This window comes from Streptomyces botrytidirepellens (genome assembly GCF_003721215.1).
In the GTDB taxonomy this organism is placed as follows: Bacteria; Actinomycetota; Actinomycetes; order Streptomycetales; family Streptomycetaceae; genus Streptomyces; species Streptomyces himastatinicus.
The window spans coordinates 1-21,536 of sequence record NZ_RIBZ01000044.1; the positions used below are offsets into that span (position 1 = coordinate 1).

22 protein-coding genes are annotated in these 21,536 nt (G+C 70.4%); 15 read left to right on the forward strand and 7 right to left on the reverse strand.

All coding sequences use genetic code 11. The features are described from left to right. Positions 1-45 precede the first annotated feature (45 nt). Entirely contained in the window at positions 46-990 is a 945-nt protein-coding gene (pfkB, locus tag EEJ42_RS02895; RefSeq protein WP_123098456.1) for a 1-phosphofructokinase, read from the reverse strand. Beyond that, positions 987-1,748 carry a DeoR/GlpR family DNA-binding transcription regulator gene (locus EEJ42_RS02900; protein WP_123098457.1) on the reverse strand — a complete coding sequence of 254 codons (762 nt, stop codon included), beginning with the start codon at positions 1,746-1,748 and terminating at the stop codon, positions 987-989. Before EEJ42_RS02900 ends, pfkB begins: the two co-directional genes overlap by 4 nt. A gap of 211 nt (positions 1,749-1,959) precedes the next feature. Here EEJ42_RS02900 and EEJ42_RS02905 point away from each other — a divergent pair, with 211 nt between their 5' ends. Continuing rightward, positions 1,960-2,697 carry an SDR family NAD(P)-dependent oxidoreductase gene (locus EEJ42_RS02905; RefSeq protein WP_123098458.1) on the forward strand — a complete coding sequence of 246 codons (738 nt, stop codon included), beginning with the start codon at positions 1,960-1,962 and terminating at the stop codon, positions 2,695-2,697. A gap of 177 nt (positions 2,698-2,874) precedes the next feature. On the opposite strand, the gene EEJ42_RS02910 is transcribed toward EEJ42_RS02905, so the two are convergent. Beyond that, the gene (locus EEJ42_RS02910; protein WP_123098459.1) at positions 2,875-3,876 is read right to left on the reverse strand and encodes a sigma-70 family RNA polymerase sigma factor; all 1,002 of its coding nucleotides are present in this window, start codon (positions 3,874-3,876) and stop codon (positions 2,875-2,877) included. Between the two features lie 346 nt (positions 3,877-4,222). Between EEJ42_RS02910 and EEJ42_RS02915 the strand changes: the two genes are divergently transcribed. Further along, positions 4,223-4,633 (forward strand): hypothetical protein, encoded by a 411-nt coding sequence (locus EEJ42_RS02915; RefSeq protein ID WP_246095990.1) that lies wholly within the window; start codon positions 4,223-4,225, stop codon positions 4,631-4,633. A gap of 19 nt (positions 4,634-4,652) precedes the next feature. On the opposite strand, the gene EEJ42_RS02920 is transcribed toward EEJ42_RS02915, so the two are convergent. Beyond that, positions 4,653-5,414, reverse strand: coding sequence for a dioxygenase family protein (locus EEJ42_RS02920; protein WP_123098507.1), 762 nt, complete (start codon positions 5,412-5,414; stop codon positions 4,653-4,655). A gap of 133 nt (positions 5,415-5,547) precedes the next feature. Here EEJ42_RS02920 and EEJ42_RS02925 point away from each other — a divergent pair, with 133 nt between their 5' ends. After that, positions 5,548-6,090: a MarR family winged helix-turn-helix transcriptional regulator gene (locus tag EEJ42_RS02925; protein ID WP_123098508.1), complete on the forward strand. Its 543-nt coding sequence runs from the start codon at positions 5,548-5,550 to the stop codon at positions 6,088-6,090. A gap of 154 nt (positions 6,091-6,244) precedes the next feature. Here the strand turns inward: EEJ42_RS02925 and EEJ42_RS02930 are convergent, their stop codons facing one another. Beyond that, on the reverse strand, positions 6,245-7,765 hold the full coding sequence (locus EEJ42_RS02930; RefSeq protein ID WP_123098461.1) for an MFS transporter: 1,521 nt from the start codon (positions 7,763-7,765) through the stop codon (positions 6,245-6,247). A gap of 243 nt (positions 7,766-8,008) precedes the next feature. Then, positions 8,009-8,674 (reverse strand): TetR/AcrR family transcriptional regulator, encoded by a 666-nt coding sequence (locus tag EEJ42_RS02935; RefSeq protein ID WP_123098462.1) that lies wholly within the window; start codon positions 8,672-8,674, stop codon positions 8,009-8,011. Between the two features lie 250 nt (positions 8,675-8,924). Between EEJ42_RS02935 and EEJ42_RS02940 the strand changes: the two genes are divergently transcribed. Beyond that, a complete protein-coding gene (locus EEJ42_RS02940) occupies positions 8,925-10,250 on the forward strand; it encodes a M6 family metalloprotease domain-containing protein (RefSeq protein ID WP_184502908.1) in 1,326 nt (441 codons plus the stop codon). Here the strand turns inward: EEJ42_RS02940 and EEJ42_RS02945 are convergent. Beyond that, positions 10,216-10,842 (reverse strand): TetR family transcriptional regulator, encoded by a 627-nt coding sequence (locus EEJ42_RS02945; protein WP_123098464.1) that lies wholly within the window; start codon positions 10,840-10,842, stop codon positions 10,216-10,218. The two genes, EEJ42_RS02940 and EEJ42_RS02945, sit on opposite strands and share 35 nt — an antisense overlap. Before the next feature lie 126 nt (positions 10,843-10,968). Here EEJ42_RS02945 and EEJ42_RS50580 point away from each other — a divergent pair, with 126 nt between their 5' ends. From EEJ42_RS50580 to EEJ42_RS02990, 11 genes are all read left to right on the forward strand, one after another. Next, positions 10,969-11,139 carry a hypothetical protein gene (locus tag EEJ42_RS50580; RefSeq protein ID WP_179931904.1) on the forward strand — a complete coding sequence of 57 codons (171 nt, stop codon included), beginning with the start codon at positions 10,969-10,971 and terminating at the stop codon, positions 11,137-11,139. A gap of 3 nt (positions 11,140-11,142) precedes the next feature. Continuing rightward, a complete protein-coding gene (locus EEJ42_RS02950; RefSeq protein ID WP_123098465.1) occupies positions 11,143-11,421 on the forward strand; it encodes a DUF4190 domain-containing protein in 279 nt (92 codons plus the stop codon). A 93-nt stretch (positions 11,422-11,514) separates the two neighbouring features. Next, positions 11,515-12,660, forward strand: a complete 1,146-nt coding sequence (locus EEJ42_RS02955) for an aromatic ring-hydroxylating dioxygenase subunit alpha (RefSeq protein WP_123098509.1) — start codon at positions 11,515-11,517, stop codon at positions 12,658-12,660. Then, positions 12,657-12,833, forward strand: a complete 177-nt coding sequence (locus tag EEJ42_RS50585) for a hypothetical protein (RefSeq protein WP_184502909.1) — start codon at positions 12,657-12,659, stop codon at positions 12,831-12,833. Before EEJ42_RS02955 ends, EEJ42_RS50585 begins: the two co-directional genes overlap by 4 nt. Further along, on the forward strand, positions 12,830-13,831 hold the full coding sequence (locus EEJ42_RS02960) for a PDR/VanB family oxidoreductase (RefSeq protein ID WP_425472840.1): 1,002 nt from the start codon (positions 12,830-12,832) through the stop codon (positions 13,829-13,831). Before EEJ42_RS50585 ends, EEJ42_RS02960 begins: the two co-directional genes overlap by 4 nt. A 163-nt stretch (positions 13,832-13,994) precedes the next feature. Continuing rightward, positions 13,995-15,029, forward strand: a complete 1,035-nt coding sequence (locus EEJ42_RS02965; RefSeq protein ID WP_123098466.1) for an ABC transporter substrate-binding protein — start codon at positions 13,995-13,997, stop codon at positions 15,027-15,029. An 85-nt stretch (positions 15,030-15,114) separates the two neighbouring features. Beyond that, a complete protein-coding gene (locus EEJ42_RS02970; protein WP_123098467.1) occupies positions 15,115-16,002 on the forward strand; it encodes a siderophore-interacting protein in 888 nt (295 codons plus the stop codon). Between the two features lie 215 nt (positions 16,003-16,217). After that, positions 16,218-17,792 carry a pyridoxal phosphate-dependent decarboxylase family protein gene (locus EEJ42_RS02975; protein WP_123098468.1) on the forward strand — a complete coding sequence of 525 codons (1,575 nt, stop codon included), beginning with the start codon at positions 16,218-16,220 and terminating at the stop codon, positions 17,790-17,792. 35 nt (positions 17,793-17,827) lie between these two features. Next, positions 17,828-19,132, forward strand: a complete 1,305-nt coding sequence (locus EEJ42_RS02980) for a lysine N(6)-hydroxylase/L-ornithine N(5)-oxygenase family protein (protein ID WP_123098469.1) — start codon at positions 17,828-17,830, stop codon at positions 19,130-19,132. Then, positions 19,129-19,713, forward strand: coding sequence for a GNAT family N-acetyltransferase (locus EEJ42_RS02985; RefSeq protein WP_123098470.1), 585 nt, complete (start codon positions 19,129-19,131; stop codon positions 19,711-19,713). Before EEJ42_RS02980 ends, EEJ42_RS02985 begins: the two co-directional genes overlap by 4 nt. Then, a complete protein-coding gene (locus tag EEJ42_RS02990) occupies positions 19,710-21,497 on the forward strand; it encodes an IucA/IucC family protein (RefSeq protein WP_123098471.1) in 1,788 nt (595 codons plus the stop codon). Before EEJ42_RS02985 ends, EEJ42_RS02990 begins: the two co-directional genes overlap by 4 nt. Positions 21,498-21,536: the final 39 nt, after the last annotated feature.

Genomic DNA, 21,536 nt, shown 5'->3' on the forward strand with positions numbered 1-21,536 from the left:
GGGCGGAGGGGGTGGGGACTGGGGGGTGGGAGTGGGTCGGGCCGGTCACGCGGGCTCCTTGAGCACGCGATCCAGCGGTACGTCCGAGGTCGTGGTGACGGCGGACGGGTCCAGGTCGGCCGGGGTCGGCATCACGCTGCCCGGCAGTTGTACGGCGGCCGCGCCATGGGCCACGGCCGACGCGAGCGCGGCGGCTCCGGTGCCGCCCGCGGCGAGGAATCCGGCGAGCGAGGCATCGCCCGCACCGACGTTACTGCGGACGGCCGTGACCTTGGCCGTGCCAAAGTACGTACCGGTCCCGTCGACCAGCAGCTGACCGTCGGCGCCGAGGCTGGCCAGGACGGCGCGGGCACCCAGCTCGCGCAGCTCCTCGGCGGCCTTGACCGCCTCGCCGACGGTGGCGATCGGGCGGCCGACGGCCTGGGCGAGTTCCTCGGCGTTGGGCTTCACCACATCGGGGCGCTCGCGCAGGGCCGCGGTCAGGGAAGGGCCGGAGGTGTCCAGGGCGATCCTGGCCCCCGCGCGGTGGGCCCGGGCGACCAGCTCGGCGTACCACTCGGGGGCGAGCCCGCGCGGGAGGCTGCCGCAGCAGGCGATCCAGTCGGCGTCGGCGACCCGGCTCCGCACCGCCTCCAGCAGGGCCTCGGCCTCGGCGTCGTCCAGCTCGGGTCCGCTCGCGTTGAGCTTGGTGAGGGTGCCGTCCGGCTCGGCGACGGAGATGTTGACCCGGGTCGAGCCGCGCACCGGCACGCCCGCCGCCTCGATGCCCAGCTCTTCGAGCAGCCGCGCCAGCAGCGCGCCCTCGGGTCCGCCGAGCGGCAGCGCCGCCACGGTGCGGTGCCCGGCGGCGGCCACGGCGCGCGAGACGTTGACGCCCTTGCCGCCGGGGTCGACCCGGTCGGTGGTGGCCCGCAGCACGGCGCCGCGCTCCAGCGCCGGGATCTCGTACGTACGGTCCAGGCTGGGATTGGGGGTGACGGTGAGGATCATGCGCGTGCTACTTCCGTGCCCTGCTTTTCGATGGCGAGGGCGTCCTGTGGGCTGAGCCCGGTGTCCGTGATGAGCAGGTCGACGTCGTCGAGGCCGCCGAAGCGGGCGAAGTGCTCCTGGCCGAACTTGCCGGAGTCGGCGAGCAGCACGACCCGGCGGGCGGCGCTGATCATGGCTTGCTTGACGGCGGCCTCCGCGAGGTCGGGGGTGGTCAGCCCGCTGTCCGGTGAGAAGCCGTTGGTGGCGAGGAAGACGACGTCGGCCTTGACCTCGCCGTAGCCGCGCAGCGCCCAGGCGTCGACGGCGGCCCGGGTGCGGTGGCGGACCCGGCCGCCGACCAGGTGCAGGGCGATGCCGGGGTGGTCGGCGAGGCGGGCGGCGATCGGCAGCGCGTGGGTGACCACGGTGAGCCCGGCTTCCAGGGGGATGGCGGCGGCGAACCGGGCCGCCGTCGACCCCGCGTCGATGATCACGCTGCCGTCGGCGGGGAGTTCGGCGAGGGCGGCGCGCGCGATGCGGTCCTTCTCGTCGGCGGCGGTGCTCTCGCGCTCGGCGAGGTCGGGCTCGAAGTCGAGGCGCCCGGCCGGGATCGCTCCCCCGTGCACGCGGCGCACCAGACCGGCCCGGTCGAGGGCCCGCAGATCACGCCGTACGGTCTCGGCGGTGACCTGGAACTCCTCGGCGAGGGACAGGACATCCACCCGTCCGCTGTCGCGGGCGAGCCGGAGGATCTCCTGCTGACGCTCCGGTGCGTACATGTGGGTTTACGTCCCTTCCATGCCCGAACCTGTGATTTCGCGGCCAGATTACGTCGCCGCTTCCGGAAAGTAAACAGACTCGGGCACGAAACCAACTCGACCGGGCAGACTTGGGTCAGCTTCGAAAGTTCGGGTCCGGTTCGCCCCCACTCATGCGACAGAGCAGTACCTTCAAGGCTCTTCATCGCATTCTTCGCATCCGGGAGCGGACATGACACTCGACGGCAAGGCGGCCCTGATCACCGGCGGCAGCCGTGGCATCGGCGAGGCCATCGCCATCCGGCTCGCCGAGGACGGTGCCGATGTCGCCCTGACCTACCGCGACCGGGCCGACCGGGCGGCCGACATCGTCGAACGGATCAAGGCGCTGGGCCGCCGGGCCCTGGCGGTACGGGCCGACAGCGCGGACCCGGAGGCGCCGCGGGCGGCCGTGGCCGGGGCCGCCGCCGAGTTCGGGCGCCTGGACATCCTGGTCAACAACGCGGGCGTGGGGGTCCTCGGCCCGGTCACCGAGCTGTCGCTGGAGGACATCGACCGCGCCCTCGACATCAACGTCCGGGCGCCGTTCTTGACCGCCCAGGCTGCGGTCGAGCGGCTGTCCGACGGCGGGCGGATCATCAACATCGGCAGCTGCATGGCCGAGCGCATCGCCTTCCCCGGCGGCAGCCTCTACGCAACCAGCAAGACCGCGCTGACCGGCCTGACCAAGGCGCTCGCCCGTGAGCTGGGCCCGCGCGGGATCACCGTCAACCTGATCCACCCCGGCCCGATCGACACCGACATGAACCCCGCCGATGGCGAGAGCGCCGCCATGCAGCGCGGCTTCACCGCGCTCGGCCGCTACGGACTGCCGTCGGAGGTGGCCGCGACCGTCGCCCATCTCGCGGGCGAGAGCGGGCGCTACATCAGCGGGGCGTCGATCGCCGTCGACGGCGGCTTCGCCGCCTGAGCGGAAAACGCGCCACCGGAAAACGCCCCACCGGGAGCCGCCCCGCCGGAAAGCGCCCCACCAGGAGCCGCCCCACCGGGCAACCCGGAAAGGAAGAGCCCCGGCGCTCGGGGGAGTGCGCCGGGGCTCGGTCTATGGGGTCTGTGGCGTGCGATCGGTCCATGCGGACGCTGCGGCTCAGGCCGCGGCGTCGAAGCCGGTCTGGCGGGCCATCTTCTTCAGTTCCAGCAGCGCGTGCTTCTCGATCTGACGGATGCGCTCACGCGTGAGCCCATGCTGCTTGCCGACCTCGGTGAGCGTGCGCTCCCGCCCGTCATCGATGCCGTACCGCGCCTTGATGATGGAGGCGGTCCGGTCGTCCAGGCGGCCGATGAGGTCCTCCAGCTCCTCGCTGCGCAGCAGCGTCATCACCGACTGCTCGGGCGAGACGGCCGAGGTGTCCTCCAGCAGGTCGCCGAACTGGGTCTCGCCCTCGTCGTCCACCGACATGTTGAGGCTCACCGGGTCGCGCGCCCAGTCGAGCACGTCCGAGACCCGCTCCGGGGTCGAACCCAGCTCCTCGGCGATCTCCATGTGCTCCGGCTCGCGGCCGTGCTCACGGTTGAACTCCCGCTGCACCCGGCGGATCCGGCCCAGCTCCTCGACCAGGTGGACGGGCAGCCGGATCGTCCGGGACTGGTCCGCGATCGAGCGCGTGATGGCCTGACGGATCCACCACGTGGCATACGTCGAAAACTTGAAGCCCTTGGTGTAGTCGAACTTCTCCACGGCGCGCACCAGGCCCGCGTTGCCCTCCTGGATCAGGTCGAGCAGGGGCAGGCCACTGCGCGGATAACGGCGCGCCACGGCCACGACCAGGCGCAGGTTGGAGCGGATGAAGACATCCTTGGCGCGGGCCCCCTCGGCCGCTATGGCCTCGAGCTCCTCTCGGCTCGCACCCGCGGCTCCGGTGTCCTCAACCTCCCCGTCCAGGATCTGCTGGGCATATACACCCGCCTCGACAGCCTGGGACAGCTCCACCTCCTTGGCCGCGTCCAGCAACGGGGTGCGAGCGATCTCGTCGAGATACATGCCGACCAGGTCGCGATCGGCGATCTCCCCGCCTGTGGCGCGAACACTGTTGGCCCCATCAGCGCCACCGGTGGTGGCCTGATTGCGGGCGACGGCACGGGTTGCCATGCGTGCTCCCTTACAGATGGATCGGGCGCGGACTATGAACGGACCTTCCCTGGGCGGGTGCCCCGTCCGATGGAAACAACGACTGGAATCCGGACAGAATTCCCAAGCCGCGCCCACCTTTTTACGATCATGCAGTACCCTGTGCCGCCACAGGGGGTTCAGCGCAGCGCAGCAGCGCCGGGAAAGTGCAGGTCAGGGGCGTCCGTCGTACCGGAACGACCACCTTCCCCCCGCTTTCCACCTCGCCTCCCTCTCCACAAGACGGATCCCATGGCCTTCTGGTTGCCCGTACCGGGCTTGCCGGAGGCCGGGCGCGGGTGTGCGCTGGAGGGGAGGAGGTCCCGCCATGAACGGTTCCGTTTCGGCCCCGGCGCGCAGGCGCCACCGGCCGCGTCTCCCCGCCGTGCCGCTCCACCCCGCCGCTTCCTGGGTGGTACCCGTCGTGCTGGGCGTCCTCACCGGCGGCTACGCGATGTTCATCGGCCACAACCAGGGGTCGACGCTGCCCTTCGCCGCACTCCTCGGCGTGGTGGCGGCGGTCGTCATCGGCGCGGTCTGCTATCTGCTCGGCCGGGTCCAGGGACGGCTGCTTCCGGAGGTCCGGGCGGGGCTGTACGGAAGTCTGCTCGGCTGCGTGATCGGCTTCCTGTACTGCCTGAGCGGGGCGGCCGTGGGGCGGGCGACCGGCGTCGGCCTGGGGGTGGCGCTGTCGATGGGGGCGGTGTCGTTCTACATCATCCACGCACGGTCGGACTGAGCCCGCCCCCGGAACCGCCTCAGCCGAACTGCACCGACCGCTTCGCCAGCCCCATCCAGAAGCCGTCGATCACGCTGCGCTGACTGCCCAGTTCCGACTCCGCCGCGCCCATCGTGACGAACAGCGGGGCGAAGTGCTCGGTGCGCGGGTGGGCGAGGGAGCCGCTCGGTGAGGCGTGCTCGAAGTCGATCAGCGCGTCGATGTCCTGCCCGGCGAGTGCGCGCTGCCCCCAGTCGTCGAACTCGGTCGACCAGCCGGGCGGCGTCGGGCCGGTGTGACGCAGCGCGGCCAGGTTGTGGGTGAAGAAGCCGCTGCCGACGATCAGCACTCCCTCGTCGCGCAGCGGGGCGAGCTTGCGGCCGATGTCCATCAGCTTCCGCGGGTCCAGGGTCGGCATCGAGACCTGGAGGACGGGAACGTCGGCGTCCGGGTACATCTCGACGAGCGGTACGTAGGCGCCGTGGTCGAGCCCGCGGTCGGGGATGTCCTGGACGGGCGTGCCCGCGGTGCGCAGCGTCTTGCGGATGCGCTCGGCCAGTTCGGGGGCGCCGGGCGCGGCGTAGCGGACCTCGTAGTAGTGCTCGGGGAAGCCCCAGAAGTCGTAGACCAGCGGAACCGTTGCGGTGGCCCCGATGGCGAGCGGGGCTTCCTCCCAGTGCGCGGAGATCATGAGAATGGCGGTGGGCCGGGGCAGGTCGGCCGACCAGGCGGCGAGCTGTCCGGGCCAGACCGGGTCATCGGCGAGCGGCGGAGCACCATGGCTGAGATAGAGGGCGGGCATGCGCGACACGGCGGCGGCTCCTCGACCAGACGAACACGAGAAAGCTTGAAGTATCAAGCAGTGGCTCAGATGACGGTATCGCACACTTGTTTAAAGTTCAAGAAGTAGACTTACAATGAACGATGTGGACGCCATGAACTCCCCCGCAGACGCAGACGCAGAAACAGCCGCGGACGCAGGCTCGGACACGGCCGCCGACGAGCCCCGCTGGCTGGACGATGACGAGCAGCGCACCTGGCTGGCGTACATCCAGGCCAGCATGTTGCTGGAAGACCATCTCGACCGTCAGCTTCAGCGCGACGCGGGCATGCCGCACGTCTACTACGGCCTGCTGGTGAAGCTCTCCTGGGCGCCCCGCCACCGGATGCGGATGACCGAACTGGCCGAGGCCGCCAAGATCACCCGGTCCCGGCTCTCCCACGCCATCACCCGCATGGAGAAGGACGGCTGGGTGCGGCGCGAGGACTGCGCCGACGACAAGCGCGGGCAGAACGCGGTCCTCACCGAGAAGGGGTTCGGCGTCCTCAAGCAGACCGCGCCCGGCCATGTCGACGCCGTCCGCTCGGCGATCTTCGACCGGCTGTCCCCGGAGCAGATCGCCCAGTTCGGCGACGTCTGCCGGATCATCGCCGACGGGCTCCAGCCCGAGGGCGCCGATCTCCCCTGGCTGCGCTGAGCCGAGACAGCTGAATCGAGACGCACGAAGCCGCGACAGCCGCGACGTACGAAGCCGCGACGTACGACCGCGACGCATCAAGCCGAGGCGCACGCAGGCCCCGCTCCACCGGGCGAACGCCGGGGAGCGGGGCCTGCGCCGTGTGTACGCGGCGTCAGTGCGCCATGGCCGGAACGGCGTCCTCCACCGCCCCGTCGCCCGAACCGGCGACCGCGCCGCCGCCGTCCTGCCGACCGGCGCTGATCAGCGTGGTGGCGATCGCCGCGGACAGCAGCAGGATGCCGACCGCCCAGGCGATGGCCGCGGTGTAACCGTGCACCATCGACTGGAGCTGGAGCAGCTTGGGCGAAGAGGCCGTGGCGACATGGCCCTTGGCGTACGCCGTGGTGGCGCTGGCGGCGATGGTGTTGAGCAGAGCGGTGCCGATCGCGCCGCCCACCTGCTGCGAGGTGTTGACCATCGCGGAGGCGACACCCGCGTCACGCGGCTCGACGCCGTGGGTGGCCAGGCTCATCGCGGGCATGAACGCCGTCCCCATGCCGAGGCCGAGCAGCACGATCGCGGGCAGGATCAGCGCCGGGTACGAGGTGTCGAGGTCGATCTGGGTCAGCAGCAGCATGCCGGCCGCGGCGACCAGGAAGCCCGGGCCCATCAGCAGCCGCGGCGGGACCCTGGTCATCAGCCGGGCGCCGATCTGCGTGGAGCCGGTGATCATGCCCGCGACCATCGGCAGGAAGGCCAGACCGGTTTCGACCGGGCTGTACCCCTTCACGATCTGCATGTAGTAGGTGAGGAACAGGAACAGACCGAACATGCCGATGACGGCGAGACCCAGCGAGGCGTAGACCCCGCCGCGGTTGCGGTCGGTGACGACGCGCAGCGGCAGCAGCGGCGCCTTCACCCGGGACTCGACGATCACGAAGGCGATCAGCAGCACGGCGGCCGCGACGTACAGCGCGACGGTCGGGCCCGCGGTCCAGCCGTCGGACTCGGCGCGAGTGAAGGCGTAGACCAGCGCGACCAGGCCCGAGGTGGCCAGCAGCACACCGGGGACATCCAGCTTGGAGGGGTTACGGCTCTCGGTGGGCTCGCGGATCACGGCGACCGCGCCGACCGCGGCGACGATGGCGAACGGGATGTTGACGAAGAACGTCCAGCGCCAGTCCAGGTATTCGGTGAGCACGCCGCCGAGGATCAGGCCCACGGCACCGCCACCGCCCGCGATGGCACCGAAGACGCCGAACGCCTTGGCCCGCTCCTTGGGGTCGGTGAACATCACGGCGAGCAGCGAGAGCGCGGACGGCGCGAGCAGCGCGCCGAAGACGCCCTGGAGGGCGCGGGCGCCGAGCAGCATGCCGCTGCCCACGGCGGCGCCGCCGAGCGCCGAGGCCGCGGCGAAGCCGACCAGCCCGATGATGAAGGTCTGCTTACGGCCCCACAGGTCCGCGATCCGGCCGCCGAACAGCAGCAGGCCGCCGAAGGCGAGGGCGTAGGCGGTGATGACCCACTGCTTGTTGCCGTCGGAGATGTTCAGGTCGGCCTGGGCCGAGGGCAGGGCGATGTTCACGATGGTCGCGTCGAGGACGACCATCAGCTGGGCGAGGGCGATGAATATCAGCGCTTTCCAGCGCCGGGGATCGGCGTAGGGAGCCTTGTTCAGGGCCGTTTCAGGCATGGGTGGGCCTACCTAGCGGTGCGGAGAGTGAGAAATGGGACGTTTGACACCCGGTGCGGACCGGGCGGAGCCGTTCAGTGAAAGCAGTGGACGAAGGAGAAGAAGACCGAAGGAGAAGAAGGAGAGGAAGGAGAAGACGCAGGAGAAGCGAAAGCCGACGACGCGCGGCGCCGCACACAGATGAAGACCGGTGGACGCGCGAGAAATAAGCGGTGTTCGGTGAACGGCCGGGTGCGAGCTACGTCACGGCCGGTGCTGAAGATCCTCCAAGGTGACGGCGGAGCCGGGGAGTTCGGAGCGCGCCGGAGCCGACAGGCCGTCCAGGAACAGCTGTAGATGCCGGTGCACGAAGGCGTCGAAGTTCACGCAACCGCTGCCGGGCAGCGGCCGGGTGAGCTGAGTGAGGGCGACCATCAGATCGCCGACGTCGATGTCGGCGCGGAGTCGGCCGGCGGCTCGGGCGGCCCCCATCAGGGCGTCGATACCGGCGTCCAGGCGGTCGCGGGCGGCGATGTGGTCAGGGTGCTCCTTGTCGATGCCGTCGGAGAGCAGGGGGCACAGCGCGCCGATCCGCTCATCCGCTGCCGCGTGGACGAAGCGCCCCAGCGCCACGAAGGCGTCGGGCTCCTCGGCCAGGGCCGATTCGGCTTGTTCGGCGACGCGGGACATCACCGACAGGGTCACGTGGTGGATCAGTTCACGGCGGTCCGCGAAGTGCCGGTAGATGGTGGCATTGCCGACTCCCGCCCGTCGAGCGATTTCATCGAGCGGGACCTCGGCCCCGTACTCGACGAGCACTTCGCGTGCGGCACCGATGATCCGCTCCCGATTACGCAGGGCGTCGGCACGCAGCCGGGGTGGCGCCTGCCGTGCGCGATCCGCGGCGCGTGCGGCGGTGGCTCCGGCCATGACAGCTCCCCCTTCCGTGTCCGATCGTCCCTGGTATCGAACGATTCGAGGTTCAACATTTCCGGGGAGTCAGTCCCCGTTTGTGCGATCACCGGTTTAAACGGGGAACCACTCCCCGGAATTTCACAGTCCGTGGGTGACCTGCATCACACCTGAATCGCGGACGTTTCGCCCGCCCGGCCCAGCCGTTTCGCCCGCCCGGACGCACCCCACGGGCGCCCCGGAGCGCACCGGCACACCGTGGGCGGCAATGAAGCAGACCCGCGAGGCCCTCCGCCCTCGAATACGCAGGATCCGCCGAGGCAGCGCGTTCGCCACCGCAGCCGTGCTCACGGTCGCGGTGGTCGCCCCGGCGGCAATGCCGCGTCCGGGCAAACCGGCGGCCGCCAAGCGGGCCCCCGCGCCGGTGACCACGGCGGCGGCCGGGTCACTGGAACCGTGCTCCCTCACCCCCGGGCCCGGGCTCCAGATGTCCGAGGGCATCCCCACCAACCGCGGCTACAGCCGCAGTACGGGGACGGTCAACGCCCTCAACCTGATGATCGACTTCCCGGATGTGCGCGGCAAGGGCACGGCCCGCGAGCGCTTCGAGGAGTTCTTCCCACAGACCTCGCGGTGGTTCGCCCGCAGTTCCTACGGGCGGCTCGACTACCGGCCCGCGATGCCGATCGACCACTGGCTGCGGATGCCGCACTCGTTCCGCTCGTACGGCATAAAGCGCGGCAGCCCCTTCGAGCCCGGCTACCGCAAGCTGGTCGCGGACATAGCGAAGACGGCCGACGACCAAGTGGACTTCCGCCGCTACGACTTGGTGAACGTCCTGGTCACGCCCAACGCCGGGCCGCCCGCCGCGCATGCGGTGCTCTCCGTGACGTACGCCGACAACCAGCGCGCCCCGACCGCGGACGGGGTCCCGCTGGCCAATGTCTCCTTTGTCTACAGCCGTCAGGACGACGGTTCCGGTTCGCTGCGGAAGACCGGCTTCCGAGTCCTTCCGCACGAGAACGGCCACGTCTTCGGCCTGCCCGACCTCTACACCCGCGGCGGCGGCGACAACGTCGGCCACTGGGACGTGATGTCCGAGGACTGGGGCGCCGGCAACGACCTGCTGGCCTGGCACAAGTGGAAGCTCGGCTGGCTCGGCACCCGCCAGGTCCACTGCGCCGCCCACCCCGGCACCACGGTGCACGCGCTGTCCCCGCTGCACCGGCCGGAGGGCACCAAGCTGGTCTTCGTCCCGGTGTCGGACTCCACCGGATACGCCCTGGAGGCGCGCACCGGCGGCGGCAACGACGAGGCGGTGTGCAAGCCCGGCGTCCTGGTGACCTGGGTGGACACCCGCGTCGACTCGGGCGGCGGCCCGGTCACCGTCCTGGACAGCTCCCCCGGCGGCCACGGCTGCACCCAGGAGCGCAACGTCCACCCCGGGCTCAGCGACGCGGCCTTCGGCCCCGGGGAGACGTACCAGGGGGAGGCGGACGGCGTGCGCGTACGCGTCCGCGTCACCGGCCGGGACGCGGACGGTGCCTACCGCGTCGAGGTCACGCGTCGCGCCAGTGCCGGCGCCCGAGGCTGATCAGCAGCAGCTGCTTACGGGCGGTTTCGGCGATCCGCTCATGCTCCCGCTCGTCCTCCTGGGCCTCCATGAACGCGGTCGCCGTCGTCACCATGCGGTCGACGTACAGCTCGGCCAGCATCCGTACGTCCTCCGGCGGCCAGCCCGCCGGGGTGAGCCGGGGCGCGAACGCCGCGGCGACCTCGTCGACCAGCAGGCCCAGCTCGGCACCGATCGCCTCCCGCACCGACCGCACCCCGCCGTGCCGTTCGCGCGCGATGAAGCGGATGTGGGTGCGGTGGTGGCGCACATGCTCGGCGACCGCCTCCATCACGGCGTCGATCCGCTCCTCGTCCCCGTCCCGCTCGGCGAGGATCGCGCGGATCATGCCCTGAAGACTGCCCAGGGACTCCTCGACCAGGGCGACGCCCAAGTCGGCCATGTCCCGGAAGTGCCGGTAGAAGGCGGCCGGGGCCATGCCCACCACCCGGGTCAGCTCCCGCAGACCCAGGCTGCTGAGGCTCTGGTCCTCCAGCAGCCCCAGCGCCGCGTCGAGCAGCGCGCGGCGCGATTTGCGCTTACGGGCCTCACGGATCCCGCACGTGTGACTCATATCATTCCAGTAAACAGGTGTTCGCCGACCTTGGCCAGCCGTACGCGGGGGTAGCCTAGATGTCAGTGAACAGTTGTGAATCCAATTGTTCACTTAATGAGCATCCGCATCCCGGATCCACCCACCATGAGAGAGGCTCACATGCTCTTCATCGTCGCGGCTCTCGCCCTGATGGGGGTTCTGCTGGGCGCGGCGGCACATACCCCGCTCCCGGTCTTCCTCGCCGCTTCCGGCGTCATCGGCGCATGGCTGCTCATCTTCTTCATCCGTGAACGCACCGGACACAAGGGGAGCTGACCCATGGCACTCACCGCACCCACCCGCACCTCGCCGGTCCGCGCGCGCCAGGACGCCGACGGCATGGCCGTCGCCTCCTTCGTGCTCGGTCTGATCGGCACCCTCCTCTTCAACGCGGTCTTCGGCCCCTGCGCCATCGTCCTGGGGACGCTGGCGATCGCCCGGGAGACCAAGCGCCGGGGGCGCGCGCTGCTCGGCATCGCACTCGGCATCGCGGACGTGATCCTGCTGGTCGTCCTGATGACGCTGGACCAGTCGGTCTTCTGGCAGTTCGGCAGCTGATCGCCCCCACCCCTCCCAGCGGCTCCTGGTGGCCCTTCCACTGAGTGGAAGGGCCGTTGCCCGTGCGTGAGCCGCGTCACCACGCTGCTGTGCATGACCGCATTCGCACGGAACCAGTGGTACGTCGCCGCCTACGGCCGGGAAATCGGCCGCGAGCTGCTGGCGCGCACCATCCTCAACGAGCCCATCGCCTTCTACCGCACCGAGTTGGACGGCACCGAAGACGGCGACGAGTCGACCGGCACCGTCGTCGCGCTCGCCGACCGCTGTGTGCACCGCCGCTATCCGCTCTCGGCCAGCCGTCTCGACGGCGACAAGGTCGTCTGCGGCTACCACGGCTTCACCTACGACACCACCGGCACCTGCGTGTTCGTGCCCGGCCAGAAGCGCGTCCCGCGCACCGCCCGGGTCGCCTCGTACCCCGTCGTCGAGCAGGACTCGCTGGTCTGGGTGTGGATCGGCGATCCGGCGCTCGCCGATCCGGCCACGATCCCCCGCGCCCCCTGGCTCGCCGATCCGGGCTGGACGACGGTCGGCGGCATGGAGCCGATCGACGCGGGCTACGGGCTGCTCGTGGACAACCTGATGGACCTCTCCCACGAGACGTATCTGCACGGCGGCTACATCGGCACCCCCGAGGTCGCCGAGACCCCCATCACCACCGAGGTGGACGAGGGCGCGGGCATCGTGCGGGTCAGCCGCCACATGGACGACGCCGCCTGTCCCCCCTTCTACGCCCGCTCCACCGGCATCGAGGGCCGCATCACCCGCTGGCAGGACATCGAGTACCACGCGCCCTGTCTGTATCTGCTGCACAGCCGCATCGCCCCGGTCGGGGTGCTGCCGGAGGCCGACGGCTCCGATCCGAACGCCTTCCATGTGGAGATCACGTACGCGATCACGCCCTCCACGGACCGGACCGTCTACGACTTCTGGGCCGTCTCACGGGACTTCGCGCAGGACGACGACGAAGTCACCACCTTCCTCCACGACTTCAACCGCACCGTGGTGCGGCAGGACGTGGACGCGCTGAACCTGCTCCAGAAGGCGCTGGACACCGAGCGCGAGGGCTACCAGGAGCTGAGCATCAACATCGACACCGGCGGCCTGGCCGCGCGCCGCATCCTCGCCCGCCTCGCCGCCGAGGGCGAGCAGCGCACCGGCGAGCAGGGCACCGGTGAGCAGGGCACCGGTGAGCAGCGCACCGCCACACCGTCCACGGCGGTGTCCGCCCCGTGAACACCGCCGAGGTCTACCGGATCGACTGGCTGCCCGGCACCGACGTGCTGCACGGCGTCTGCCACTGCGGCGCGGAGCGCACCGCCGAGGACCCGGTCGAGCTGTGGCAGTGGATGCTCGCGCACCCCGACGGGCACAGCCCCGCTCCCCTACAGAAAGGCACCGCCGCGTGAGCAGCGTCACCGAAAACCAGGAGTACGACGACACCTTGCTGGTGGCCGCCAGGGCCGACGCGACGCCGGACGTGGTGACGCTCGCACTCCGTCATCCGGCGGGGCACGAGCTGCCCGGCTGGGAGCCCGGCGCCCATGTCGACCTCGTCCTCGACGACGGGCTGGTCCGCCAGTACTCGCTGTGCGGGGACCCGGCGGACCGTACATCCTGGCGGATCGCGGTGCTCCGCGCACCCGACGGACGCGGCGGTTCCGCCCGGGTCCACGACACGCTCACCGAGGGCGCGCGGGTACGGGTGCGCGGGCCCCGCAACCACTTCGCGCTGCGCCCGGCCGCCCGCTATCTGTTCATCGCGGGCGGCATCGGCATCACGCCGATCCTCCCGATGACGGCCGCCGCCGAGGCCGCGGGTGCCGACTGGACGCTGCTGTACGGCGGGCGCACCCGCGCCTCCATGGCCTTCGCGGACCAACTGGCCGACGCCTACGGCGGGAAGGTGCGGCTGGTGCCGCAGGACGAGGCGGGGCTGCTCGATCTCGCCGCGTATCTCGCCGAGCCCGATCCCGGCACCCTGGTCTACTGCTGCGGCCCGGAACCGCTGCTGCGGGTCGCCGAGGAGCGGTGCCGCGCCTGGCCCGCGGGCGCGCTGCGCACCGAGCGGTTCCAGCCCCGTCCGGCGGACGGGAGCGACGAGATCGGCGCCAACGGCGGGGCGGAGCAGGCGGACTCCGGCAGTTTTGAAGTGATCCTCGACCGGTCCGGACGCTCCCTCACCGTCGAACCCGGACAGAGCGTGCTGCGTACGCTGGAGGCGGCGGGGGTGCCGGTTTTGTACTCCTGCGAAGAGGGCACGTGTGGTACGTGCGAGACGGATGTCATCGAGGGAGAGGTGGACCACCGCGACTCCGTACTCACCGACGAGGAGCGCTCGTCGGGCGAGACGATGATGATCTGCGTCTCGCGCTGCCGGGGCCCGAAGCTGGTGCTGGACCTGTGACGCCCCTGTGAAACAGCGCTGAACGACCGCTTACGCCTCTCAAATAATGGGACCGGGTGCCCCCGCCCACTGGACAAACAGGTTGGTTAGGCTAACCTAAGTACGCCTTCGGGGTGACGCCCCCTGGGCACGGTCCCCGTACGTCGTGAGAAAAGGCACCACCATGCGGTCCACGCGCCACGCCAGAGAACTCCCCCTCTCCCGCCGCGGCCTGCTCGCCGCGGGCGGCGCCACCGGACTCGGAGCCCTCGTCACCGCCTGCGGCGGCAAGGGCGGTTCGGGATCCGGCGGCGAAAAGGGCGGCGGCTCCTGGTCGTTCACCGACGACCGCAAGAAGAAGATCACCAACGATGGCCCTCCCCAGCACATCGTCGCGTACGTCGCCTCGGCCGCCGCGCTCCATGACTTCGGCATCGACAAGCAGATCACCGGCGTCTTCGGCCCGACCAAGCTCAAGAACGGCAAGCCGGACCCGCAGGCCGGGGACATCGACGTCGACCGGCTGACCAGCCTCGGCCAGACCTGGGGCCAGTTCAACGTCGAGAAGTACGCCTCGCTCAGCCCCGATCTGCTGATCACCAACATGTTCGACCCGGGCGCGCTCTTCTACATCCCGGACGACAGCAAGAAGAAGATCCTCGAACTGGCCCCCAGCTGCGCCATCACCACCGGCCGGGTCTCCATGCTGGAGCCCATCAAGCGCTACGCCGCGCTGGCCGAGGCCCTGGGCGCCGACCTCAAGGCCAAGAAGGTCACCGACGCCAAGGCGCGCTTCGAGAAGGCGTCCGAGGAACTGCGCAAAACCGCCAAGTCGCACAAGATCCGGGTCATGGCCTGCTCCGCCAGCGCCGATCTGTTCTATGTCTCCAACCCGGAGATCAGCGCCGACCTGATGTATTTCAAGGAGCTTGGCGTCGACCTCGTACAGCCTGGGAAGCCCGACAAGGGCGGCTACTTCGAGAGCCTGAGCTGGGAGAACGCCGACAAGTACGACGCGGATGTGCTGTTCCTGGACAACCGCACCGCGACCCTCCAGCCGGGCGCCCTGAAGTCCAAGCCGACGTGGTCGAAACTGCCCGCCGTCAAGGCGGACCAGATCACGCCCTGGAGCAGTGAGCCGCGCTTCTCCTACGCCGGTGCTGCCCCGCTCATCGAGTCCCTCACCAAGGCCATTCAGGACGCGAAGAAGGTCAGCTGACGCGGCCGACCGGCCACCGGCGCTGACCACGGCACGCCGACCACGGCACGCTGACCACGGCAAGCGAAGGGAAGACGTCGCTCCCATGACCACCGCAGCCACCACCACCCGCCCCTCCACCGCCGTACCGTTCCGCTTCTTCGACGCGCACGTCGTACGGACCCGGGCGCTCGGCCCGTCCATGTCCCGGATCACCTTCAGCGGCGCCGACCTCGGGGACTTCACCGCCGGCGGCCGGGACCAGCGCTTCAAACTGTTCCTGCCGCACCCCGGCCAGCCCGCGCCGGTCGTGCCCGTCGAGGACGGCGACGGCTGGTTCGCCAGCTGGCGGAAGATGGACCCGGCCGTCCGCGGCATCATGCGCTCGTACACCGTGCGCGAGCAGCGCCGCGAACCCGACGAGATCGACGTCGACTTCGCGCTGCACCACGACGGCGGCCCGGCCGCCCGCTGGGCCGCGCGCGCCGAGAGCGGCGACCGCGTCACCCTGCTGGGCCCGGTCGTCGAGGACAACGGCGGTGTCGACTTCCGGCCGCCGTCCGGCACCGACTGGGTGCTGCTCTCCGGCGACGAGACCGCGCTGCCCGCCGTCGCCGGCATCCTCGACTGGCTGCCCGCCGGCACCCCCGCGAAGGTGTGGATCGAGGTGCAGCACGCCGAGGACATGCAGGAACTGCACACCGAGGCCAACGCCGACATCACCTGGCTGGTCCGGGACGGCGCCACCCCCGGCTCCCCGCGCTCCGCCCTGCTGCTGGACGACGTACGCGCCACCCAGCTGCCCTCCGGCACCCCGTACGCCTGGGTCGCGGGCGAGGCCGGAACCGTCAAGGAGATGCGCCGCCATCTGGTGCGCGAACGCGGCTTCGAGCGCAAAGCGGTGACCTTCACCGGCTACTGGCGGCTCGGCACCTGCGAGGAACAGCTCGTCGAGGAGGCCGTGAGCGGCACCGGCCCGAAGTCCGACGACTGACCCGCGCCCCTCTTCCTGACCGCTCCCCTCCCCCTGCCCGCTCCCTCACTGGCCGACGGGATTGACGAACGCCGAGGCGCGCCACCGCGCGCCCGGCTCCCCCGGTCGGCGCCCCGGCATGCCCGCTCCCACCCCACAGCGCCCCTTACACCCCCACAGCACGCCCGCAGACGCGCCCACGCCCGCGCGTCCGCATGCTCCAGGAAGGACAGACCGTGAGTTTCCTCGCGCAGACCGCTGAGGACCCGTCGTCGGAGTCGATACCCGGGGCGGCGGATGGCAGGACCCACCTCTTCAACGACCGTACGGCGGAGAGCTACCGGCGCTCCGTGACCGACGGCGTCGGCCTGGTGGCCTCCACCGTCGCCCGCACCGACCGCCCGTTCACCGGCGTCACCCCCGGTGAACTGGCCCCCGAGATCTCCGGCATCGACCTGGAACAACCGCTGGGCGACCCGCACGCCGCGCTGAAGGAACTGGAGCGCGTCTACCTCAAGGACGCCGTCTACTTCCACCACCCGCGCTACCTCGCCCACCTCAACTGCCCCGTGGTCATCCCGGCGCTGCTCGGCGAGGCGGTCCTCTCGGCCGTCAACTCCTCCCTCGACACCTGGGACCAGAGCGCGGGCGGCACCCTGATCGAGCGGCGGCTGATCGACTGGACCGCCGAGCGCATCGGCCTCGGCGAGGCCGCCGACGGCATCTTCACCAGCGGCGGCAGCCAGTCCAACCTCCACGCGCTGCTGCTGGCCCGCGACGAGGCCTGCAAGCTGGTGGAGAAGGAAGCCGCAGCGGCCGGGGAGCCCGTACCCCCGAAATCCGAGATCCTGCCGCGGCTGCGCATCCTCACCTCCCAGGCCAGCCACTTCTCCGTGAAGAAGTCCGCCGCCATCCTGGGGCTCGGCTACGAGGCCGTCATCGCGATCCCCTGCGACCAGGACCGGCGCATGCGCACCGTCGCCCTGGCCCGCGAACTGGACCGCTGCCTCAGTGAGAACCAGGTGGTCATGGCCGTCGTCGCGACCGCCGGGACCACCGACTTCGGCTCCATCGACCCGCTGCCCGAGATCGCCGAGCTGTGCTCACGGCACGGCTCCTGGATGCACGTGGACGCCGCGTACGGCTGCGGGCTGCTGGCCTCCCCCACCCGGCGCCACCTGCTGGACGGCATCGAGCGCGCCGACTCGGTCACCGTGGACTACCACAAGTCGTTCTTCCAGCCGGTCAGCTCCAGCGCCGTCCTGGTCCGCGACCGCGTCACGCTCAGCCACGCCACGTACCACGCGGACTACCTGAACCCCGAGCGCAGCGTCGAGAAGCTCATCCCCAACCAGGTCGACAAGTCCATCCAGACCACCCGCCGCTTCGACGCGCTGAAACTGTGGCTGACCCTGCGCATCATGGGCGCGGACGCGATCGGGGCGCTCTTCGACGAGGTCGTGGACCGGGCCGCCGAGGGCTGGAACCTGCTGGACACCGACCCGCGGTTCGAGGTCGTCACCGAGCCGCAGCTGTCCACGCTCGTCTTCCGCTACGTGCCCGGGGACGACTCCGACGCGGACCTCGTCGACCGCGCCAATCTGCACGCCCGCGAGGCCCTGGCCGCCTCGGGCGAGGCCGTGGTGGCCGGGACCGTCGTGGACGGCCGTCACTACCTGAAGTTCACGCTGCTCAACCCGGAGACGTCGCTGCGCGACATCGCGTTCGTCCTCGACCTCCTCGCCGAGCACGCCGGTCAGTACCTGGCCCTGCACATCGAGCCCGAACTCAGCCACTCCCGCGCCAGCTGAGAGCCGCTGACCGCACGTCCCCTCGGAGAACCACCGTGTCCACCCCGCACATATACGACTTCGTCGCCGTCGGGCTCGGCCCCTATAACCTGGGCCTCGCCTGCCTCACCGAGCCGATCGAGGACCTCGACGGCCTGTTCCTGGAGAGCAAGCCCGACTTCGACTGGCATCCGGGCATGCTGCTGGACGGCGTCACCCTCCAGACCCCGTTCATGGCCGACCTCGTCACCCTGGCCGACCCCACCTCCCCGTACTCCTTCCTCAACTACCTGAAGGAATCCGGGCGGCTGTACTCGTTCTACATCCGCGAGATCTTCTATCCGCTGCGCGCCGAGTACAACAAGTACTGCCGTTGGGCCGCCGGGAAGCTCTCCAGCGTCCGCTTCGGCCACGAGGTCACCGGCGTCACGTACGACGAGGCCGACGGCCTCTACACCGTGCGCTCCCGGCGCCCCACCGGCGAGACCACCGAGCACCGCGCCCGCCACCTGGTGCTCGGCACCGGCACCCCGCCCTTCATCCCGGAGACCTGCCAGGGTCTCGGCGGGGACCTGCTGCACAACGGGCGCTACCTGGAGCACAAGGAGGCGCTCCAGGCCAAGGAGTCCATCACGATCGTCGGCAGCGGGCAGAGCGCGGCCGAGATCTACCAGGATCTGCTGGCCGACATCGGCAGCCACGGCTACCGCCTCAACTGGGTGACCCGCTCCCCGCGCTTCTTCCCTCTCGAATACACCAAGCTCACGCTGGAGATGACCTCGCCGGAGTACGTGGACTACTTCCACGCCCTCCCCGAGGACACCCGCTACCGGCTGGAGTCCGAGCAGAAGGGCCTGTTCAAGGGCATCGACGCGGATCTGATCAACTCCATCTACGACCTGCTGTACCAGCAGAGCCTGGACGGCCCGGTGCCGACCCGGCTGCTCACCAACACGTCGCTCACCGACGCCTCGTACGACGAGTCCACCGGTACGTACACCCTCGGGCTGCGCCACGAGGAGCAGGAGCGCGACTTCTCCCTCACCACCCAGGGCCTCGTCCTCGCCACCGGCTACCGCTACCGGGTGCCCGCCTTCCTGGAGCCGGTGCGCGACCGCATCCGCTGGGACGACCACGGCCGCTTCGACGTCGCCCGCAACTACAGCATCGACACCACCGGCCGCGGCATCTTCCTCCAGAACGGTGCCACCCAGGCGCACAGCCTCACCTCCCCCGACCTGGGCATGGGCCCGTACCGCAACTCCTGGATCATCCGCGAGCTGCTGGGCCGCGAGCACTACCCGGTCGAGAAGTCGATCGCCTTCCAGGAGTTCGGCGCGCCGGAGGGACTCCTGACATGACCGTCTTCGAAACCGTCTTCGAACGCCACGACGACCGCCTCGGCACCTTCGCCCTGCGCACCCTCGACCCGGCCGCCGACGCCGCGCTGCTGCACCGCTGGGTGACCCACCCCAAGGCGTCCTACTGGATGATGCAGGACGCGAGCCTCGCCGACACCGAGGCCGAGTACCGCAGGATCGCCGACCATCCGCACCACGAGGCCTTCATCGGCCTGCACGAGGGCGACCCCGCCTTCCTCGCCGAGCGCTACAACCCGGCCGAGGTCGAGCTGGTGGGGCTGTACGAGCCCCGCAAGGGTGACGTCGGCATGCACTTCCTGTGCGCGCCGACCGACACCCCGGTGCACGGCTTCACCCTCGCCGTGATCACCACCGTCATGGAGTTCTGCTTCGGCGACCCGGCCGTCCGGCGCGTCGTCGTCGAGCCCGACGTCCGCAACGACGCGGTGCACGCGCTGAACGCGGCGGTCGGCTTCGACGTCGTCGAGAAGATCGTCAAACCGGAGAAGGACGCCTACCTCAGTACCTGCACGCGCGAACGCTTCGCCGCCGCGCGCGCCGCCCAAGGAGTATTCCGATGAGCCCCCGCGACGCCGTCGCCCACCTCACCCCCGACCTGTGGGAGCGGGCGGGCCGCCTCCTCCTGCGCAAAGCGCTCGCCGAATTCACGCACGAGCGCCTGCTGAAGCCCGAACTCGCCGACGACGGCCGGTACGCCGTCCCCGGCGACGACGGCACGGTGACCTACCGCTTCGCCGCCCGCGTCCTCACCCTGGACCACTGGCTGGTCGACGCGGACAGCATCACCCGCCACGGCCCGGACGGCGCGGAGCGCCCGCTGGACGCCCTCGACTTCTTCATCGAGCTGCGCGGCACCCTCGGCCTCAGCGACGACATCCTCCCCGTCTACCTGGAGGAGATCAGCTCCACCCTCTCCGGAACGGCCTACAAGCTGGCCGCCGAGCCGGTCGGCGCGGCCCGGCTCGCCAAGTCCGGCTTCCAGGAGATCGAGACGGGGATGACCGAGGGCCACCCCTGCTTCGTCGCCAACAACGGCCGGCTCGGCTTCGGCATCCACGAGTACCTCTCGTACGCCCCGGAGACCGCGAGCCCCGTCCAGCTGGTCTGGCTGGCCGCGCACCGCGACCACTCCACCTTCACCGCCTCCACCGACCTGGACTACGACGCGCTGGTCCGCGCCGAGCTGAGCGAGGAGACCCGGGCCCGCTTCGCGGACACCCTCAGCGGCCAGGGCCTCGACATCGCCGATTACCACCTGCTGCCGGTGCACCCCTGGCAGTGGTGGAACAAGCTGTCCGTCAGCTTCGCCGCCGAGGTCGCCCAGCAGCGGCTGGTCTGGCTCGGCACCGGCGAGGACGAGTACCTCGCGCAGCAGTCGATCCGTACCTTCTACAACACCAGCCACCCGTCCAAGCACTATGTGAAGACCGCCCTGTCGGTCCTCAACATGGGCTTCATGCGGGGCCTCTCGGCCGCCTACATGGAGGCCACCCCGGCCATCAACGACTGGCTGACCGGCGTCATCGCCGCCGACGACGTCTTCCAGGCCGCCCGCTTCTCGATCATCCGCGAGCGGGCCGCCATCGGCTACCACCACCGCCAGTACGAGGCCGCCACCAACCGGTACTCCCCGTACCGGAAGATGCTCGCCGCCCTGTGGCGCGAGAGCCCCGTGCCGTCCCTGGAACCCGGCCAGCGCCTCGCCACCATGGCCTCCCTCCTCCACACCGACGCCGACGGCGGCTCCTTCGTCAGCGCCCTCATCGAGGAATCCGGCCTCACCCCGGCGGCCTGGCTCCGCGGCTACCTGGACGCCTACCTCACCCCGGTCCTGCACAGCTTCTACGCATACGACCTGGTGTTCATGCCGCACGGCGAGAACGTCATCCTGGTCATCGAGGACGGTGCCGTCCAGCGCGTCATCTTCAAGGACATCGCCGAGGAGATCGCGGTCATGGACCCGGACGCGGTCCTGCCCCCGGCCGTCGAGCGCATCCGCGCGGACGTCCCCGAGGACAAGAAACTGCTGTCCGTCTTCACCGACGTCTTCGACTGCTTCCTGCGCTTCCTCAACGGCATCCTCGTCTCCGACGGGCTGCTCGAGGAGGACACCTTCTGGCAGACGGTCGCCGCCTCCGTCCAGGGCTACCAGGACGCGATGCCGCACCTCGCGGACAAGTTCAAGCAGTACGACATGTTCGCCGAGGACTTCGCGCTGTCCTGCCTCAACCGGCTCCAACTGCGGAACAACCGCGAGATGGTCGACCTCCAGGACCCGGCGGGCGCGCTTCAGCTGATCGGCACCCTGCGGAACCCGATCGCGAAGTTCCGCCCGGAGGGCTGAGCGCGCTATGGGCACCGCCACTTGGTGTGGCGGTGCCCG

Coding starts and splice junctions, on each gene's coding strand:
- pfkB (WP_123098456.1), bottom strand. CDS start 990: ATGATCCTCACCGTCACCCCCAATCCCAGCCTGGACCGTACGTACGAG.
- EEJ42_RS02900 (WP_123098457.1), bottom strand. CDS start 1,748: ATGTACGCACCGGAGCGTCAGCAGGAGATCCTCCGGCTCGCCCGCGAC.
- EEJ42_RS02905 (WP_123098458.1), top strand. CDS start 1,960: ATGACACTCGACGGCAAGGCGGCCCTGATCACCGGCGGCAGCCGTGGC.
- EEJ42_RS02910 (WP_123098459.1), bottom strand. CDS start 3,876: ATGGCAACCCGTGCCGTCGCCCGCAATCAGGCCACCACCGGTGGCGCT.
- EEJ42_RS02915 (WP_246095990.1), top strand. CDS start 4,223: ATGAACGGTTCCGTTTCGGCCCCGGCGCGCAGGCGCCACCGGCCGCGT.
- EEJ42_RS02920 (WP_123098507.1), bottom strand. CDS start 5,414: ATGCCCGCCCTCTATCTCAGCCATGGTGCTCCGCCGCTCGCCGATGAC.
- EEJ42_RS02925 (WP_123098508.1), top strand. CDS start 5,548: ATGAACTCCCCCGCAGACGCAGACGCAGAAACAGCCGCGGACGCAGGC.
- EEJ42_RS02930 (WP_123098461.1), bottom strand. CDS start 7,765: ATGCCTGAAACGGCCCTGAACAAGGCTCCCTACGCCGATCCCCGGCGC.
- EEJ42_RS02935 (WP_123098462.1), bottom strand. CDS start 8,674: ATGGCCGGAGCCACCGCCGCACGCGCCGCGGATCGCGCACGGCAGGCG.
- EEJ42_RS02940 (WP_184502908.1), top strand. CDS start 8,925: ATGAAGCAGACCCGCGAGGCCCTCCGCCCTCGAATACGCAGGATCCGC.
- EEJ42_RS02945 (WP_123098464.1), bottom strand. CDS start 10,842: ATGAGTCACACGTGCGGGATCCGTGAGGCCCGTAAGCGCAAATCGCGC.
- EEJ42_RS50580 (WP_179931904.1), top strand. CDS start 10,969: ATGAGAGAGGCTCACATGCTCTTCATCGTCGCGGCTCTCGCCCTGATG.
- EEJ42_RS02950 (WP_123098465.1), top strand. CDS start 11,143: ATGGCACTCACCGCACCCACCCGCACCTCGCCGGTCCGCGCGCGCCAG.
- EEJ42_RS02955 (WP_123098509.1), top strand. CDS start 11,515: ATGACCGCATTCGCACGGAACCAGTGGTACGTCGCCGCCTACGGCCGG.
- EEJ42_RS02965 (WP_123098466.1), top strand. CDS start 13,995: ATGCGGTCCACGCGCCACGCCAGAGAACTCCCCCTCTCCCGCCGCGGC.
- EEJ42_RS02970 (WP_123098467.1), top strand. CDS start 15,115: ATGACCACCGCAGCCACCACCACCCGCCCCTCCACCGCCGTACCGTTC.
- EEJ42_RS02985 (WP_123098470.1), top strand. CDS start 19,129: ATGACCGTCTTCGAAACCGTCTTCGAACGCCACGACGACCGCCTCGGC.
- EEJ42_RS02990 (WP_123098471.1), top strand. CDS start 19,710: ATGAGCCCCCGCGACGCCGTCGCCCACCTCACCCCCGACCTGTGGGAG.